Below are 15,475 nucleotides of genomic sequence, written 5' to 3'. Positions count from 1 at the left end.
CCCGTCCAGCTGGCAACCCCTCAGCTAGTCAGTCGCGAGGGAGAGGGCGACGCCGTCGAGGATGTCGTGCTCGCTGGTGGTTACCCACTCGAGCGGGTTGCCTGCTGCAGCCGCGGCGTCCGCCACTCGCTGCAGCACGGTAGCCCAGATGACGGCCCCCGAGGCGATCACGTCGACGCGGCCGGGGTGCATGTAGGGCAGCGCTTCGCGTTCGGCGCGGGGCATGAGGGTGAGCGCTTTGCAGGAACGAAGCACCGCGGCGAGGGGCAGTCGGCTGCCGCTGATCGCGACCGGGTCGTAGCTGGTGAGGCCGAGGGCATGCGCGGTGATTGTGGTGACAGTCCCGGCGACACCGATGACTTCGGTGGCCTGCGAGAGATCGACCGTCGCCGTGGCGATATCGAGAGCCGCGCTGACGTCGCTACGGATGGCCGCGAGCTCCGGTTCGGAGGGCGGGTCGGTGGTGATGTTGCGTTCCGCCAGTCGCACGCAGCCGACATCCATCGAATATGCCGCTTCGGGGATGTTGCCACCGATCACGAGCTCGGTGGAGCCGCCGCCGAGGTCAACGACGAGGTGTTGGGGTGCTGGCGCGGGGTTTGTTGTGGGGTCGGTTGTGGCGTCAGACCCGGATACCGGAAGCGCCGTCCGCGCGCCGCGGAAGGACAGCGCGGCTTCTTCGGTGCCAGGAATCACTTCGACCGGCACACCAAGAATCGCGACGACCGCGTCGGTGAACTCGGCACGGTTGGCGGCATCCCGTGTGGCAGAGGTCGCAACGAACCGTATGCGCTCGGCGCCGTGCTCGCTGCACAGTTCGGCATAGCGTCGCACCGCCGCGAGGGTGCGATCGAGGGCACCCTGGCTGAACTGGCCTGTTCGATCGACGCCCTCCCCCAGGCGCACGACTTCGAGCGTGCGCACGACATCGGCGAGTCCACCGTGGCCGTCGAGGTCGGCAATGAGCAGGCGGATCGAGTTGGTTCCGCAATCGATGGCAGCGACGCGAGTCATGGGTTCTCCTGAAGTGCGGTGGGCGGGGCCGGCGGGTGCGGCTAGCGGGCGCGATCTAGCGGGTGGGGCTAGCGAACGACGACGAGAGCTTCGTTTCTCTTCAAGAATCCGGGCTTCCACGGCGGGTCATAGCGGGCGAAATACACGGCACCTTGGGGTGCAACACAGTCACGGTTGAGGGCGGCGAGCAGAGCATCCGCATTCTGTTGGTATTTCTCTTCGTTGGAGCCGCCGCTGAATCGGCGAGCGGCCACCCGCTGTTCGGGGACATCGGTGGTGCGCACGGTGGCATCGCGAGGCGCGGGAACACTCGTCGCACCCGCCGGCATGACGAAGCTCACGGTGTACTTCTTCGATTCGCCCGGCGCTTGAATAACCGGCGCGGTCATCGAAATATTGGAGGAACTGATGTAGCGGATGAGCGGACGAAAGCCCTGGTTGCCGGCCTCGAAAAACGAACCATCAGCCTCAACCTGCGCCAAAATGTGCGCGGGATACAACCGCACTTCGTAACCATCATGCTCAGAAATCACGGTGTACGGCTGCTTTTCGGTCATGCCGTCACCCTACGCCTGTGCTCTTTGAGCGCGCCTGACGGTTCGCCGTGCCGCGGGCCTGCGACGCACGTGCTGCGCGCGCGACACCCCGGATGCAATCTCGGGCACGCGATCTCGGCCTTAGGCCTTCTTGACGACGCTCGACTTGAGTTGCATCTGGCCGAAACCATCGACCTTGCAGTCGATGTCGTGGTCGCCAACACCATCGACGAGGCGGATGTTGCGCACCTTCGTTCCGACCTTGATCGACGTGGGGCTGCCCTTGACCTTGAGGTCCTTGATGATGCTCACCGTGTCGCCATCGGCGAGCGGCGTGCCAAACGCGTCCTTGATGACGGATGCGTTCTGCTCGGCTTCGGCAGCGGCATCCGCTTCGCTCGGCGACCACTCGTGGCCGCACATCGGGCACACCAACAGTGCGCCCATTTCATAGGCGAGGTCGCTGGAGCAGTTCGGGCAGAGAGGCAGGGCGTCAGACATAAGGCACTTTCGGCTAGGCGCCAATCGGGCTGACGCAGCGCTGAACTAGTCGCTGATCGTCAATTTTACCTGATTCCACCGTCGTAGATTGGCTCGCAATCTCGGAATAGCTTCAACCACAGCGCTGTTGCACCCAGCGACATCGCAGATCGACTCTGTTCAGCTTCCGAAAGGCCCTCTTCATGACCGTGCTTCACGACCGTCTCGCCCCGACCGACTCCCCCATCCTCGATGTGCTCGCCGCGCGGTGGAGCCCTCGCCACTTCGACGCCACCGCACCCCTGGATGAGGCGGCACTGCAGAACGCTCTCGAAGCTGCTCGTTGGGCACCGTCGGCGTACAACAGCCAGCCGTGGCGCGTCATTATCGCCCGCCGTGGTACCGCCCAGCACGACGCCATCGTCGCCACTCTCAGCGGCTTCAACCAGACTTGGGCTCCGGCGGCATCCGCTCTGGTCGTGTTCGTTGCCGAGCACCACAATGCAGAGGGCCGCGAGCAGGCCATGGCGTCGTACGACCTGGGCCAGGCCGTTGCCTACTTCACGATCCAGGCTCAGAGCCACGGACTGTTCAGCCACCAGATGTCAGGATTCGACCCGGATGCCGCGGCCGCAGCCCTCGAGATCGACCCCCGCTTCACCCCCACCACCGTCATGGCTGTGGGCACACTGGGCGACCCCGCCGAGATGACGGATGTCATCCGCGAGCGCGAGACCGCACCGCGCGCACGTCGTGCCGCTGCCGAATCGGTGCTCATCAACGCCTAACGTTCGATGCGGTGCGGGGCCTGCTCATTCAATACGCATGCCCCACATCGTGCGTTCGCAGGGCTTGCGCGCGAGCTGCCCGATGGCAGGAACCCTCCCTACGGCGTGATGTCGCCCGCGATAAGTTCGCGCATAGCGGTCAGGATGCCATCCTTCACGTCGGCTGATAGGTGCGAGACGAGAACGTGCGCTACACCGGGTTCGGTGATGATCGCCTTGGCCTGCTCGTCGAGCTTGATCGCGGCCGGATCAATCGCGCTCCGCAACGATACGATCGGCTCTTCCATGAGGTCGCACGAACGAACAGCGATTTCGGTAACCACGATGCCGTACACCCCGGCGAAGGTCTTATCGAGCGACGCAAACGCAATCGTCTCGCCATCACCGAGGCCAACCTTCGGGCCAAACTTCTTGAGCATCTTCGCGAGACGCGGGTCATCCGCCAGCATCACTTCACTCCGGATGCCGAGCTCGGCCAGTCGTGGAACCAACTCCGCGGCGGTCGACTTCTCCTCTTCCTCGTCGGCGCCTAGTGCGCCGGCAACAGCAAGACCGAGCGCTTGCGAGAGTTGCACGACGCTCGTGACCGCATCCGCCAACAGCTGAGTGAGCCGAAACTCTGGCGAGTGACCTTCCGCCGACTCACCGCCGAAGAGTTTTACGAGATCTGACCAGTCATAGGCGCTGGCCACCGAGGAGGTCAGCGCGTGGCTCGCGGCGCCCGGGTCTGCAGACGTAAGAGGCAGCATCCGGTAGTTCGGCAGTTCCCGGCCGAAGACTCCCCCGAAGTTTTCTTGAACGATAAGCCGCTGGTCGGTCACCAGAAAACCCATCGTTTGACGCTTGCGAGTAAAGCGATTCATGGCGTGGTAGCCGACGAACAGCAGCGGCACCTCGTGGGGTCGCGGCGCATCCGCCAGCAGCAGCTGCTCGACGGCATCCTCGAACACTTGGGCGGCATCATCGAACACGGGATGATTCGCATGCTTATGGCGAAACACCACCTGCTGCAGTTCGGCGTCAAGGTCGGCGGTCCACAGCGACAGTCTGGCCGCAATGGTGTCGGTCGCTGCACGATGGTCAGCGGGGACGTCGCGGAAGTAGTCGTCTACTGCGGTCACGAATTGGGTCCTTGTCGAGTGCGTGCGAGTGGTGTCGCTACGGGCGGTTCAGCGCGCTATTCGCGGCCGTCTTCGAGCGGGATGAGCATGGTGCGGAATTCGCCTTCTGCGGCGTGGATGTCCCAGATCCGTGACGCGACGTCGTCGATGCCGTTGGGCAGCTGAAGCTTGGGGATGCCGCCGGGGATGACGAGCTGACGAACACGAATTCCCTCGCCCTCGAGCGCTTCGTACAGCATCTCGCCGTACGCACTCTCGGCGGGGAAGGCGAGCGACGTTCCCGCGAAGCCGGCGCGCGACTTTACCGAGGTGCCGCCATTGATCAGGATGATGCTGCCGTGACCTGCCTCGCGCATGGCGGGCAGCACCGTGCGTACGGTGTGGATGAGGCCGAGGGCCGAGAACTGGAGCGCTTCTTGCGCCAGTTCGGGAGTCAGATCGAGCACTGGCTTCAGGTACTCGCGCGAGGGCAGCGGGCTGTACTGCACGGCCGTGATCGGCCCAAGCTCGGTCGCGGCATTGGCCAGAGCGGCCTCGAGCTGGGCGGGCTCGCGCACGTCGGCGGCAAAACCGCGGGCGGAAACACCATCCGCTTCGAGCTCAGCGGCGAGAGCGTCGAGTTTCGACTGATCCCGCGAGATGAGGGCGACTGTGAAGCCTTCGCGTCCGAACCTGCGGGCAACTGCTGTGCCGAGTCCTGGGCCTGCTCCGATGATGGCGATGACGGGCATGAAATTCCTTCGATCGAAGCGTTCGGCGGGCCGTGCTGTGCTGTGCTGTGCTGTGCTGCGCGAAAAGCCTAGCGTCGATTATTGAGAGCGATCCGAACCCGTCGAGGGCTGCGTCGCGAATCGCGAGGCTAGCCACACTGGGTGGGATAAGTCGGCCTCGGCACTTAGCGTTGGTAGCTGCGCCACTGCTCATCGACCGTGAATCCCATCGATCGAACTAAACCTAAACTCGCGTCGTTCGCACCCGCTCCCCCAGCGGTGAAAGTTCGCACTCCGTCACTCACGAACGCGATGATTGAGGCAGCCGCTATCGCTGCCCCGACTCCGCTGCCGCGATAGTCAGCGAGCACTGACGCGAAGTCGTTGTCACCGACTCCGGCGTTGACCTTCCCCACCACCGCCCCGACCAACCGACCGTCATCCAGCGCACCGAAAACCCGCTTGCCGTGCAGCCACAATCCTTCAACTTCGCTCATCACCGGTAACGGCTGGTGCGTCGCCGGCGTGAACGGATAGTCAGCATTGTTGGCTAGTTCCAACTCGAATAGAGCATTCGCAAAGCTGACGTCGAGTTCCTGGATCACGATCCCGGTCGCGAGAACCTTGGCCACGACGTGCTCAAGCTTCGACAGATCGGGCGACTCCGCAAGGTGCAGACGTGCGCCCCATGATCGACCCACGATGCGGCAGCCATCCGCCTCAAGCGCAGAACACCTCGGGTCGTCGTCCCGAACGATAACAACATCATCCATAAGCGGAGTCTAGATGCGGGGTCATTCGAGCCGGAGAAGCCGCAAGTTGAAGCGGCACCTCACCGCATTCCGGCACGCGCCAAGTTCTCGCCCAAGAACTGGCATGCCTAGAAGTACCGTGGCCGAATCACCTCGGTGTGCGGTCCAGATGACCAGCACCGGCTCCATGCAACGACAGTAGAATGGCGGGAGCCCAACGAAGGAGACTTATGTGCCGCGTCCTCGCCTACCTCGGTCCTGAGACACCACTGGAGAACCTCCTACTCAAGCCAGAGAACAGCCTGATCAACCAGGCACTCGACCCCGAACGGCACCCCGAGCTGCAGTTGGCCGGATGGGGATTCGGGATCTGGGGCGAGCACCTGCTGAAGCCCGAAGAACCCTTCATTTACCGTCGCCCCATGGCGGCCTTTTACGACGACAACGCCAGCCGGATTATCCCCAGCCTTCAGGCCAGCACGATGTTGGCGCATGTGCGAGCCGCGGCGTACGACTCGAAGGTCGTGATGGTCGACGAGAACTGCCACCCGTTCTCCTTCGAGGAGACCCCGTGGATCGTCGCCCAAAATGGCTACCTGCCCAACTGGCAGCTTCTGCAGCGCGAGCTGCTGCAGAACTGCGAGGATCGGTATCTCAAACAAATGCGCGGGAACACGGACACCGAGTTCATCTACGTGCTACTCCTCTCGCTGCTCGAGGGCGACAGCAATGAGGACGTCCAACGAGCGATCGAGAAGCTCATCGAGCTGATCGCCCAGGCGATGAAGAACCTCGACCTCGGCGCTCTGACCAAGCTGAAGATGGCGCTCGTGTCGGACGGCCGCATCATCGGTGTCAACGTCGGTCTCGGCCACCACGGTGAGACCAACCCCGCTGGTGACTGGAAGGAGCTGCGGAAGTCAGCCCCCGACAGCGACGACTTCGCGCTCTCGATGCTCCTCGAACCGATGTACCTACTGATGGGGCGCAACTTCGAGGACGACGCAACGACCTACGACTTTGAGGAGTGCGGCGAGGATGACGCGACCGGTGTCATATTCGCCTCCGAGCCCTTAACGGAGGGTGACGACTGGTCGCAGCTCAAGTTCGGCGAGATCGTCTTCCTCGAGAAAGGCGGTGAGCGCATCACCAAAACCATCAACACGCTGAAGGTCTGAGCGCGCTAGGTGTTCGTCTCACGAAGGTTGTGATCAGCCCGGTGTGGCGGAAGACCAACACGCCTACACCCGGATCAGAAAACCCTAGTTGTTGAAGCGGAACTCCACCACATTGCGTAGCCAATCAAGCCGGCGAATCGATCACTCAACGATCTTCGGTACGCGGGCGCAGCGGCGACAATGATCGGAGAGAGTCGCTCGCTTCACCCAGCAGATCAAGGATGACACCGTGGAGTCTGTGGTCGTTTGAGTCCAGGACGTCCAGCACCTCGTACAAAGTAACGCCGGACTCAACCACTGTCTGCGTATCCGTGCGCGTGACAAAAACACGCGAGTAGTCCGTGTGTTCGGGCGAGACGCGATGTTTCCAGTTAGGGTCTTGTTCATTCGCAAACCAAGCACTCGGCCCGAACTTAAGTTGCACGGTAATTGGGCTTGGAATAGTCGCCAACTCAAGCGCGACAGTCCACTGGTAGTTACCTTTGAAATTGGTTTGCACGCCCCGCACAACATCGTCACCGACTGTTGCCTGCAGCTGCGAGCGAATTGGTCCATCGGCAAATGACTTCAGAAGATTCTTGATTCGTTGAAGCAGTTGTCGTGCTTCGAGGTACCGCTGCCGCGCCTGCGTGGCTAAGTCGCTCGCGAACTCCTCAGCGGCCTGCTCGTGGGGCGTCTTCCTGAAACGGACTCCCTCGCCAGCCTCGGTCATCACCTGAAGGAACTTAAGAACTTCTCGATCTCCCACAACACCCGCCTCGGTAGAAAACTTGCGGTGCATCTGCTCGACAAATGAAACCACATCTGGATTTTCTCGGCGATACAGAGCATCAGCATCTACCAATTGGTACAGCTGAGCGAGCAATCCGCTGTACGTCAAGACGAGAGCTTTCTCCCACCCGTCAGTAAGCCGCGATCTATCTTCGTCGCGACAGAGAAGCACAACCGCCCCAATTCGTCCCTCGCTAACGCTGTAGCGGGCGTACTGCCCGAAATCATGGCCGTGACCATCTGACGAATGAAAGTTCTCCACCACAACCCTGAACGCATCATTATCGATCACGATGTCAGCAATATCGGCAGCTTCATCCATCCGCGACGTGTTCATCTCTTGCCGCACTAAGTATCCCTGGCCGGGGAAAGGAGGCTCGTTCTTCTGTCGCGCAGCGTTAATTTCATTGATGAAGATGCCGAGAAATGAATCTCCGAGATTATGAGAGCCGCCAGCATCGAGCAACCAACCAAACACATTTGAGAGTTGTTTCTCGTGGGTTCCGTGATGCATGACGTCGAACACGTTGAAGCGCTGATCTAGTGATCTTCCGAGAACAGGCAGAAGTAAGTTCAGGAGATCGCCGGACATCAGCATCAACTCGCTTTCGAAGAGGTCGGAATAAGGCTGGCTGGTTGGAACAGCGAATCCGTCGCGAACAGCACGGTGTCGAGGTCTATGACAGCCAACACTACAAGCACCGTGTACGAGACGACACGGACTCCCCAAGGTCGTCAGCGCAGCAATAGTGGTAGTACGGAGTCGAGCATCGAACTCGTAGAGAGCGATCGCACCTGCGAACCTCTCCGTCCGCAGCTTAGCGCCGCCTAGTTGTTGAAGCGGAACTCCACCACGTTGCGTCAGCGATAGGTATTAGGGCGGCTCGACAAGGAGATTGGTGTGGAACGGTCTGCGCCGACGGCGTCAACCGCCCCGCTGGCCGTCTCACCTTTGTTCGTGCGCACTCCAAAGCATGCTGACGATCATTATTGCTGCCGAAGCCGCAGATCCCGCTTTCAATCTGTCAGGATCACGATCATGCTTCACGCCGTGCGCGAGGTCGAATGCGTGCTGCACTACCTTCTTGAGATCACCGTTTGCCGAGCCTCCCGCACGCTCATCGAGGAACCCAAGTAGACGATTCTTTGTCTGATTTATGGGGATACCTTGAGCCCCGACGGCATCGCTCAGAGTCTCCAAGACTCGCACAGCATGGTTGCCAACGCTGCTGTACCCCTGCGGGGTATTTGCTTGCCGCCACGCGCGACGTAGCTCCTCGATTTCCACCCTGATCGCAGGCCACCCGGTATCTTCCAGCTGCCGTGCAAGCTCGTAACGCTCGTAAGCGAGCAGCGCGTCGTGGGCAGGCCGAAGCATGTCCCAAACCTCGTACGATCTGCGCCGCCCCCCGCTGACGTCAAGATTCGAAGTCACGTCAATATCGAGGCCGACACGGGCGCAGACGATCTGGAGCGTCCTGAGCGCATCTTCCGTCAGTCGTCGACCTTCATCGGATGTCCCGTCCTCCCAACCCTCGACCCATTCGCCGATCGCGTCGAGGAGGGTAAGCGCCGCATCGAGGTCGCGTTGATCTGGCAGCGGGGCACACCGAAGCATTTCGAGGCGGTCCCTGTCGAACTCCCCCGTCGGGAAACCTTCGTCGTCGACAACGAACCACGGGAAGCTCAGCATTGTTCGATCGTAGCAATCACGCTTCAAGTGACTGCGCGGCGTTCCGCCTCACGTCGTAAGTTGGCAGCCGCGGCGCTGGTCCCTACCGCAGGGATCAACTCCACCGTGAGAATCACTTCATCACCTTGGAGGGGCACCAAAATTATCGGAATTCGACTCACGCGCACTAGACGTGGCGCTGATGGAGCTACACGTTGAAGCGGACTCCAACCGTCTACGTCATTGTTAGGCATTTTCCGACGCCTCGGCCGGATTCGCAGGAGTCACTGTGTTCTGTCCTCCCGAGAGATCGTTGATCGAGTCGGACGTTGCCGCGAGATTCCTAGGGTCGCCGTGGGGTCGATCTCGCCGGGGATCGCCACCGGGCTTTGGGTGGTCAAAAAGTCGTCAAGCATAAACGCTCTCGCGCCGAGTTGCGCCTAGGTAAATTCCTTAAGGCACCCGACTTGGTTGACCTAGAATGAGGATCATGCTAGGACTCGCTACGCCTTTTGCCAACCCGATGTGGCAGGCGCTTGCCCGCGAAACGGATCTTGCGACGCAACTCATCTGCTCGGGTGCAAACGAAATCGGCCGAGCCGACTATACGAGTCACGGCAGGTATGCCACGGCTCAGTTTGGTTTTGCCAACGGATTGGAACGACTCGGGAAGCTGATTCTGACGTCGGACAGTCTCCTCGCTCACGGTCATCCGCTCAGCGATAAAGACCTGCGAGCCAAAGGGCACTCGATCTCGCGGATCCTTGATGAAGCGGAAGCAGTTCAGCTCAGCAGGGGCATCACCCCTCACTACATACGACCAACTCACGCCATCGCGGCGCAAGTGGTAGTCAGCCTCGATGACTTCTCGGCAGCGAGCCGTGGCCGCTATGCAAACCACGCGTCCCTACTAGGACAGCAGTCGCCTTACGAGCCGACCAGAACTTGGTGGAAAAACGTCTGTGAGCCCATCCTGGTAGAGCACTTCCACGGGACCAAACGTGAGCAACGCGCCGTTCAGGATTCAAGCGCTGTAGGCCAAATCCTCGGGCAGGTGGGTACAGCCCTCCACTTTCACGAGGACGGTTCAGTAGTAACTGACATATCCCGGGCAAGCCTAATGACCCACGAACGCGAGATCACCCAGAAGTGGAGCCGATTTTATTCGCTCTTGCACGCTCGGTGGCTCGCGGAGCTATTCGCTGACCTCACGCGACAGGCTGGATACACTCCCGGTTCAGAGTTCTTCCTCGGGCACTACGAGCGGCTGGCAACGCTTCGCGTTGCTGACAAATATCTCCGCAACAGGAGAACATGGCCACTTGTGTAGCGGCACACATCACTAGTTGTTGAAGCGGAACTCCACCACGTCGCCATCCTGCATGACGTATTCCTTGCCCTCAACGCGAGCCTTGCCCTTGGAGCGAGCCTCCGCGATGGAGCCGGTCTCGACGAGGTCGTCGAAGCCGATGACCTCAGCCTTGATGAAGCCCTTTTCGAAGTCAGTGTGGATGACGCCGGCAGCCTGAGGCGCCTTGGCGCCCTTCGGGATGGTCCAAGCGCGAGTCTCTTTCGGACCAGCCGTGAGGTACGTCTGCAGACCGAGAGTGTCGAAGCCGATGCGGGCGAGCTGGTCGAGACCGCTCTCTTCTTGACCGGTGCTCGCGAGAAGCTCTGCGGCGTCTTCTTCGTCGAGGTCGATGAGTTCGGCCTCCAACTTGGCATCGAGGAAGATGGCCTTCGCGGGGGCAACCAGAGCCGCCAATTCGGCGAGCTTGTCTGAGTTACCCAGCACCGCTTCATCCACGTTGAAAACGTAAATGAACGGCTTGGAGGTGAGCAGACCGAGTTCCTGAATCAGCTCCAGTTCAATCTTGGTGGCCTCGGAGAGGGGCTTGCCCTCGTTGAGGAACGCCTGCGCAGCGAGCGCGGCCTCGAGAACGGCGGGCTCAACGCGCTTGGTCTTGAGTTCCTTCTCATACCGAGCAACAGCCTTTTCGAGCGTCTGCAGGTCGGCGAGAATCAGCTCGGTGTTGATGGTCTCCATGTCGGATGCCGCATCAACCTTGCCGTCGACGTGAATAACATCCGGGTCGCTAAAGCCGCGCACGACCTGAGCGATGGCGTCAGCCTCGCGGATGTTCGCCAAGAACTTGTTGCCCAGGCCTTCGCCCTCGCTGGCGCCCTGCACAATGCCGGCGATGTCAACGAAGGAGACCGGAGCGGGCAGGATGCGCTCACTGCCGAAGATTCCGGCCAGCACCTTAAGGCGCGGGTCGGGCAGGTTGACGATGCCCACGTTAGGTTCGATGGTCGCGAACGGATAGTTCGCGGCGAGCACCGAGTTCTTGGTCAGAGCGTTGAAGAGGGTGGACTTGCCGACATTCGGGAGTCCAACGATTGCAATAGTGAGAGCCACGGGAGTCAATCCTACCGGCGATGGCGGCCCCGAGGAACGGGACCGCCATCGCGAGGGTAAAGCGAACTACCTATTAGGCGTCGTTTTGCGGGAAGCCGAGGTTGATTCCACCGTGGCTGGGGTCGAGCCAGCGGCTGGTGACAGCCTTCTGACGCGTGAAGAAGCGGATGGCATCGGGGCCATAGGCCTTCGTGTCACCGAACGCGGAGTCTTTCCACCCGCCGAAGGAGAAGTACGCCACCGGAACGGGGATCGGAACGTTGATGCCGACCATGCCGACCTCAACTTCGCGCTGGAAGCGACGAGCCGCTCCCCCATCGTTCGTGAAGATCGCGGTGCCGTTTCCGTACTGCGAGGAGTTGATCAGTTCGAGACCCTCTTCGTAGGTGGCGACGCGAATGACGCTCAGCACCGGTCCAAAGATCTCGTGCTTGTAGACGTCGGAGTCGGTGGAGACGTTGTCGATGAGCGTCGGGCCGAGCCAGAAGCCGTTAGCGTCGCCATCGATCTCGATGCCGCGACCGTCAACAACAACCGTCGCGCCGTCGGTCTTCGCAATCTCGATGTAGCTGGCAACCTTGTCGCGGTGCTGGGCCGTGATGAGCGGGCCCATGTCACAGCCGCGCGTGCCGTCACCGGTACGCAGCGTCGCCATGCGCTCGCTGACCTTGGCAATGAGTTCGTCAGCAACAGGCTCAACAGCAACGACAACCGAGACGGCCATGCAACGCTCGCCAGCGGAACCGAAACCAGCGTTGACGGCAGAGTCAGCAACGAGGTCGAGGTCGGCATCCGGAAGCACCAGCATGTGGTTCTTGGCGCCACCGAGAGCCTGGACGCGCTTGCCGTGGTGAGCAGCGGTTTCGTAGATGTACTTAGCGATCGGGGTGGAACCAACGAACGAGACGCTGGCAACATCCGGGTGCTCAAGAAGAGTGTCAACGGCGACCTTGTCACCGTGAACCACGTTGAAGACACCATCGGGAAGGCCGGCCTCGGTGAAGAGTTCTGCCATCCAGAGCGATGCAGACGGGTCCTTCTCGCTGGGCTTCAACACAACAGTGTTACCGGCGGCGACCGCCATCGGGAAGAACCACATCGGCACCATGGCCGGGAAGTTGAAGGGGCTGATGATCGAGACAACACCGAGCGGCTGCTGCAACGAGTACACGTCAACACCGGTCGAGACGTTCTCGCTGTACTCGCCCTTGCTGAGTTGAGCGATACCGCAGGCGAAGTCGAGAACTTCGAGGCCACGAGCGATCTCGCCAGCAGCATCCGAAAGAACCTTGCCGTGCTCGGCGGTGATGATGGCAGCGAGCTCATCCTTGCGAGCGTTGAACAGCTCACGGAAAGCGAACATCACGGCGGTGCGCTTAGCGAGCGACGTGGTGCCCCAGGCGGGGAAGGCAGCCTTGGCAGCGGCAACACCAGCGTTGACGTCAGCGACGGATGCGAGAGGAACGGTGCGAGCGACAGCGCCCGTTGCGGGGTTGAAGACGTCGCCACGGTTGGGCGAATCGCCCTCGGTAGCGGAGCCGTTGATCCAGTGCGGAATCGTGGAGTACATGGGCCTACTTTCGTTCGGAGGTGTGCCCAGTCTGCAACCCATTGGATCTGCAATCAAGGCCTATTAGTGCACGAGCAATCTGCAGAAACGCACACGGTGGCATGAGGCGCTAGTTGAAGGGCAATAGCTCTGAGCCGCGACGCGCAACCTCGCGATGCAATGCCGCTCGCACCAGCTGAACGGCCTCGACATCCGCGGCCTCTTTACGCACCGAAAGCGCGAACTCCAAGCGGAAACTGACCTCATCGGGCAGCACCGCAACTAGGCCCGGCTCGGGCTCCGCCATGAAGGCGTGCAGCAGCCCAACGCCCGCTCCCTGGCGCGTGGCCTCGAGTTGCGCAAACACACTCGTCGAACCGAATCCGACGCGCATGCCGCCGAGTACCGGGGCGAGGTCGAGCTCGCGAACCGTGAGCAGGGCATCCACATAAAAGACCAGCGGATGGCTGTCGAGGTCGGCAACGGAAAGAATCGGCGGATGCGAGGCCACGTAGCCGGGCGAGGCGTAGAGGCGCAGAGCGTAGGCGGCGAGTGGTTCGGACGCGAGGCGGGAGGTCGCGGTGGTGCCGATAGTGATCGCCAGGTCGAAGCCAGCACCACGCAGGCTGAGGGGGCGGGTAGAGGTCACCAGTTCGACCGTGATGGCCGGATGCTCCGCCTGCACTGCCGCGAGCGCTGCCGTCACAAAGGTGGCCCCGAATCCATCGGGCGCGACGATGCGCACGGTGCCGCGCACTTCGTCGGCTCCCCCGCTGGTTGCCCCGACGACGTTCTCGACAATGTTTTCGAGACCGGCGGCGCGGGTAGCGACTTCGCGGCCGATGGCGGTGAGTTCCCAGCCATCGGCGCCGCGGTCGAGCAGGCGCACGCCGAGGGCAGCTTCGAGCCGGTCGATGCGGCGACGCACTGTCGTGTGATCGACGCCGAGCAGGGTGGCCGCCGAGACCATTCGGCCCGCCCGCGCTACGGCAATGAGGTAGCGCAGATCGTCGGTGCTCACATCGAGCGGATGCACGGAGTCGCTGGCCATGCCCTCAACCCTAGGGGCGCTTCGGGACAACTGCCGCAGGGCATCCCGCAATGTCGTCGCCGGCTGGCACACTGGCGGAATGGATCCCCTCGTCGCCCTCATCGTTGGTCTACTCGTGGGCGCCGTCCTCGGCGTCGTGATTGGCCTGCTCATTGCCCGTGTTCGCGCGACCGCGCTAACGGGCCGCGTTGACCCCGAAGTGCTGGAGGCTCGCCATCAGGCGGCGATCGCGAATGTGACTGCCGCCGAGCGCGAACAGCAGTCTCGGCTGGCAGCGGAGCTGGCATCCATCACAGCACGGTCTGAAGCGCTGAGCGAGCAAGTGGCGTCACTGCAAGTGCAGTACCGCGAGACCCTCGATCGTCAGCGTGATGAGGCGGCAGCGCTCGTTGAGCGCGAGCGCCGCGAATCTAAGGTTCTGCAGGCGCTCACCCCGGTGCAAGAGACGCTACGCACGATGCAGAACAAGGTCACCGAGTTGGAGTCGCAGCGCAGCTTGCAGCACGGCGAACTGAGCCAGCAGCTCAAGTCGGCCACCGAATCCGAAGAACGTTTGCGCAGCACAGCCGAATCTTTGGCATCGGCCCTGCGCAACAACTCCACGCGTGGCGTCTGGGGCGAGACCCAGCTGCGCAACGTCGTGCAAGCCGCTGGACTCATCGAACGGGTCGACTTCGACCTGCAATCGAGCATCAACTCGGATGCCGGTGCCGGCCGCCCTGACATGGTCGTGCACCTTCCCGGCGGCAAGAACATCGCGGTCGACGCCAAGGTGCCGTTCACCGCTTTCTTGGAGGCGAGCCAAATCTCCGTCACCGCGACAGGAGAAGAAGGCGCCCGTCGCGAAGCGCTCATCAAACAGCACGTCAAGGTCATGCGCGGCCACATCGACACCCTCGCGAGCAAGGCCTACTGGGCCGGCCTCGATGCCTCCCCCGAGCTCGTCATTGCGTTCATCCCGAGTGAATCGCTCGTCTCGTCGGCGATGGAGGCTGACCCGTCGATCATGGATTACGCCTTCAACAAGCGCGTCGCCCTCGCCTCCCCCGTGACCCTGTGGTCAGTGTTGAAGACGGTGGCGTTCTCCTGGCAGCAAGACGTGCTCACCGACCAGGCGAAGACCCTGTTTGATCTCAGCAAGGAGCTCTACCAGCGCCTCGCCACACTTGCCGAGCACGCCGACAAACTGCGTCGCTCGATCGACACCACCGTGAACAGTTACAACCAGTTCGCGAACTCGCTCGAAAGCCGCGTGCTCGTTACCGCCCGCAAGCTCAATGCTCTCGACGAGTCGAAAGTCATCGGCGAAACTCAGCTGGTCGAGGGCACGCCGAAACACATCACGGCGGCCGAATTAGAGCTCGAACTGCCCACCGACAGCGACGGCCGTTAACGAGAACTGGCGCGCTCTCCGAGACGGAGAACGCGCCAGCT

At 61.8% G+C, this 15,475-nt stretch carries 15 protein-coding genes; 4 read left to right on the top strand and 11 right to left on the bottom strand.

Features of this window, described 5'->3' with window-relative positions:
* Window positions 1-24: 24 nt before the first annotated feature.
* The 3 genes from I6E60_RS12210 to I6E60_RS12200 all read right to left on the bottom strand — a co-directional run bounded on the left by I6E60_RS12210 (window position 25) and on the right by I6E60_RS12200 (window position 2,051).
* A complete protein-coding gene (locus tag I6E60_RS12210) occupies window positions 25-1,014 on the bottom strand; it encodes a Ppx/GppA phosphatase family protein (protein WP_197180577.1) in 990 nt (329 codons plus the stop codon).
* A gap of 68 nt (window positions 1,015-1,082) precedes the next feature.
* The gene (locus I6E60_RS12205; protein WP_197125594.1) at window positions 1,083-1,571 is read right to left on the bottom strand and encodes a heme-binding protein; all 489 of its coding nucleotides are present in this window, start codon (window positions 1,569-1,571) and stop codon (window positions 1,083-1,085) included.
* A 120-nt stretch (window positions 1,572-1,691) separates the two neighbouring features.
* Window positions 1,692-2,051 (bottom strand): zinc ribbon domain-containing protein YjdM, encoded by a 360-nt coding sequence (locus I6E60_RS12200; protein ID WP_197125598.1) that lies wholly within the window; start codon window positions 2,049-2,051, stop codon window positions 1,692-1,694.
* A 182-nt stretch (window positions 2,052-2,233) separates the two neighbouring features.
* Between I6E60_RS12200 and I6E60_RS12195 the strand changes: the two genes are divergently transcribed.
* Window positions 2,234-2,818: a nitroreductase family protein gene (locus tag I6E60_RS12195; RefSeq protein WP_197180575.1), complete on the top strand. Its 585-nt coding sequence runs from the start codon at window positions 2,234-2,236 to the stop codon at window positions 2,816-2,818.
* A gap of 98 nt (window positions 2,819-2,916) precedes the next feature.
* On the opposite strand, the gene I6E60_RS12190 is transcribed toward I6E60_RS12195, so the two are convergent.
* The 3 genes from I6E60_RS12190 to I6E60_RS12180 all read right to left on the bottom strand — a co-directional run bounded on the left by I6E60_RS12190 (window position 2,917) and on the right by I6E60_RS12180 (window position 5,422).
* Window positions 2,917-3,939 (bottom strand): hypothetical protein, encoded by a 1,023-nt coding sequence (locus I6E60_RS12190; protein WP_197180573.1) that lies wholly within the window; start codon window positions 3,937-3,939, stop codon window positions 2,917-2,919.
* 56 nt (window positions 3,940-3,995) lie between these two features.
* Window positions 3,996-4,670 (bottom strand): SDR family oxidoreductase, encoded by a 675-nt coding sequence (locus I6E60_RS12185; protein WP_197180571.1) that lies wholly within the window; start codon window positions 4,668-4,670, stop codon window positions 3,996-3,998.
* Window positions 4,671-4,834: 164 nt separating this feature from the next.
* Window positions 4,835-5,422, bottom strand: coding sequence for a GNAT family N-acetyltransferase (locus I6E60_RS12180; protein ID WP_197180569.1), 588 nt, complete (start codon window positions 5,420-5,422; stop codon window positions 4,835-4,837).
* A gap of 209 nt (window positions 5,423-5,631) precedes the next feature.
* Here I6E60_RS12180 and I6E60_RS12175 point away from each other — a divergent pair, with 209 nt between their 5' ends.
* The gene (locus I6E60_RS12175) at window positions 5,632-6,579 is read left to right on the top strand and encodes a class II glutamine amidotransferase (protein WP_197180567.1); all 948 of its coding nucleotides are present in this window, start codon (window positions 5,632-5,634) and stop codon (window positions 6,577-6,579) included.
* Window positions 6,580-6,724: 145 nt separating this feature from the next.
* On the opposite strand, the gene I6E60_RS12170 is transcribed toward I6E60_RS12175, so the two are convergent.
* Both I6E60_RS12170 and I6E60_RS12165 read right to left on the bottom strand, forming a co-directional pair.
* Entirely contained in the window at window positions 6,725-7,942 is a 1,218-nt protein-coding gene (locus I6E60_RS12170) for a PD-(D/E)XK nuclease family protein (protein ID WP_197180565.1), read from the bottom strand.
* A gap of 354 nt (window positions 7,943-8,296) precedes the next feature.
* A complete protein-coding gene (locus tag I6E60_RS12165) occupies window positions 8,297-9,043 on the bottom strand; it encodes a hypothetical protein (protein ID WP_197180563.1) in 747 nt (248 codons plus the stop codon).
* 469 nt (window positions 9,044-9,512) lie between these two features.
* Here I6E60_RS12165 and I6E60_RS12160 point away from each other — a divergent pair, with 469 nt between their 5' ends.
* Complete coding sequence (locus tag I6E60_RS12160) at window positions 9,513-10,352, top strand: hypothetical protein (protein WP_197180561.1); 840 nt, start codon at window positions 9,513-9,515, stop codon at window positions 10,350-10,352.
* 12 nt (window positions 10,353-10,364) lie between these two features.
* Here the strand turns inward: I6E60_RS12160 and ychF are convergent, their stop codons facing one another.
* The 3 genes from ychF to I6E60_RS12145 all read right to left on the bottom strand — a co-directional run bounded on the left by ychF (window position 10,365) and on the right by I6E60_RS12145 (window position 14,041).
* Window positions 10,365-11,441: a redox-regulated ATPase YchF gene (gene ychF / locus I6E60_RS12155; protein WP_197180559.1), complete on the bottom strand. Its 1,077-nt coding sequence runs from the start codon at window positions 11,439-11,441 to the stop codon at window positions 10,365-10,367.
* Window positions 11,442-11,514: 73 nt separating this feature from the next.
* Complete coding sequence (locus I6E60_RS12150; protein ID WP_197180557.1) at window positions 11,515-13,011, bottom strand: CoA-acylating methylmalonate-semialdehyde dehydrogenase; 1,497 nt, start codon at window positions 13,009-13,011, stop codon at window positions 11,515-11,517.
* Window positions 13,012-13,120: 109 nt separating this feature from the next.
* On the bottom strand, window positions 13,121-14,041 hold the full coding sequence (locus tag I6E60_RS12145; RefSeq protein ID WP_197180555.1) for a LysR family transcriptional regulator: 921 nt from the start codon (window positions 14,039-14,041) through the stop codon (window positions 13,121-13,123).
* On the opposite strand from I6E60_RS12145, the gene rmuC reads away from it, so the two are divergent.
* Window positions 14,040-15,434, top strand: a complete 1,395-nt coding sequence (gene rmuC, locus I6E60_RS12140; RefSeq protein WP_307841837.1) for a DNA recombination protein RmuC — start codon at window positions 14,040-14,042, stop codon at window positions 15,432-15,434. The genes I6E60_RS12145 and rmuC overlap by 2 nt on opposite strands.
* Window positions 15,435-15,475 lie beyond the last annotated feature (41 nt).

It is taken from the genome of Salinibacterium sp. SWN167 (assembly GCF_015864665.1).
Taxonomy (GTDB): domain Bacteria; phylum Actinomycetota; class Actinomycetes; order Actinomycetales; family Microbacteriaceae; genus Rhodoglobus.
This window is presented reverse-complemented; position numbering and strand designations above follow the sequence as displayed.

Bases quoted from the DNA above. Each gene is read 5' to 3' on its own strand.
- I6E60_RS12195 (WP_197180575.1), top strand. From the start codon at position 2,234: ATGACCGTGCTTCACGACCGTCTCGCCCCGACCGACTCCCCCATCCTC.
- rmuC (WP_307841837.1), top strand. From the start codon at position 14,040: ATGCCCTCAACCCTAGGGGCGCTTCGGGACAACTGCCGCAGGGCATCC.
- I6E60_RS12170 (WP_197180565.1), bottom strand. From the start codon at position 7,942: ATGTCCGGCGATCTCCTGAACTTACTTCTGCCTGTTCTCGGAAGATCA.
- I6E60_RS12200 (WP_197125598.1), bottom strand. From the start codon at position 2,051: ATGTCTGACGCCCTGCCTCTCTGCCCGAACTGCTCCAGCGACCTCGCC.
- I6E60_RS12205 (WP_197125594.1), bottom strand. From the start codon at position 1,571: ATGACCGAAAAGCAGCCGTACACCGTGATTTCTGAGCATGATGGTTAC.
- I6E60_RS12145 (WP_197180555.1), bottom strand. From the start codon at position 14,041: ATGGCCAGCGACTCCGTGCATCCGCTCGATGTGAGCACCGACGATCTG.
- I6E60_RS12210 (WP_197180577.1), bottom strand. From the start codon at position 1,014: ATGACTCGCGTCGCTGCCATCGATTGCGGAACCAACTCGATCCGCCTG.
- I6E60_RS12185 (WP_197180571.1), bottom strand. From the start codon at position 4,670: ATGCCCGTCATCGCCATCATCGGAGCAGGCCCAGGACTCGGCACAGCA.
- I6E60_RS12165 (WP_197180563.1), bottom strand. From the start codon at position 9,043: ATGCTGAGCTTCCCGTGGTTCGTTGTCGACGACGAAGGTTTCCCGACG.
- I6E60_RS12175 (WP_197180567.1), top strand. From the start codon at position 5,632: ATGTGCCGCGTCCTCGCCTACCTCGGTCCTGAGACACCACTGGAGAAC.
- I6E60_RS12150 (WP_197180557.1), bottom strand. From the start codon at position 13,011: ATGTACTCCACGATTCCGCACTGGATCAACGGCTCCGCTACCGAGGGC.
- I6E60_RS12180 (WP_197180569.1), bottom strand. From the start codon at position 5,422: ATGGATGATGTTGTTATCGTTCGGGACGACGACCCGAGGTGTTCTGCG.
- I6E60_RS12160 (WP_197180561.1), top strand. From the start codon at position 9,513: ATGCTAGGACTCGCTACGCCTTTTGCCAACCCGATGTGGCAGGCGCTT.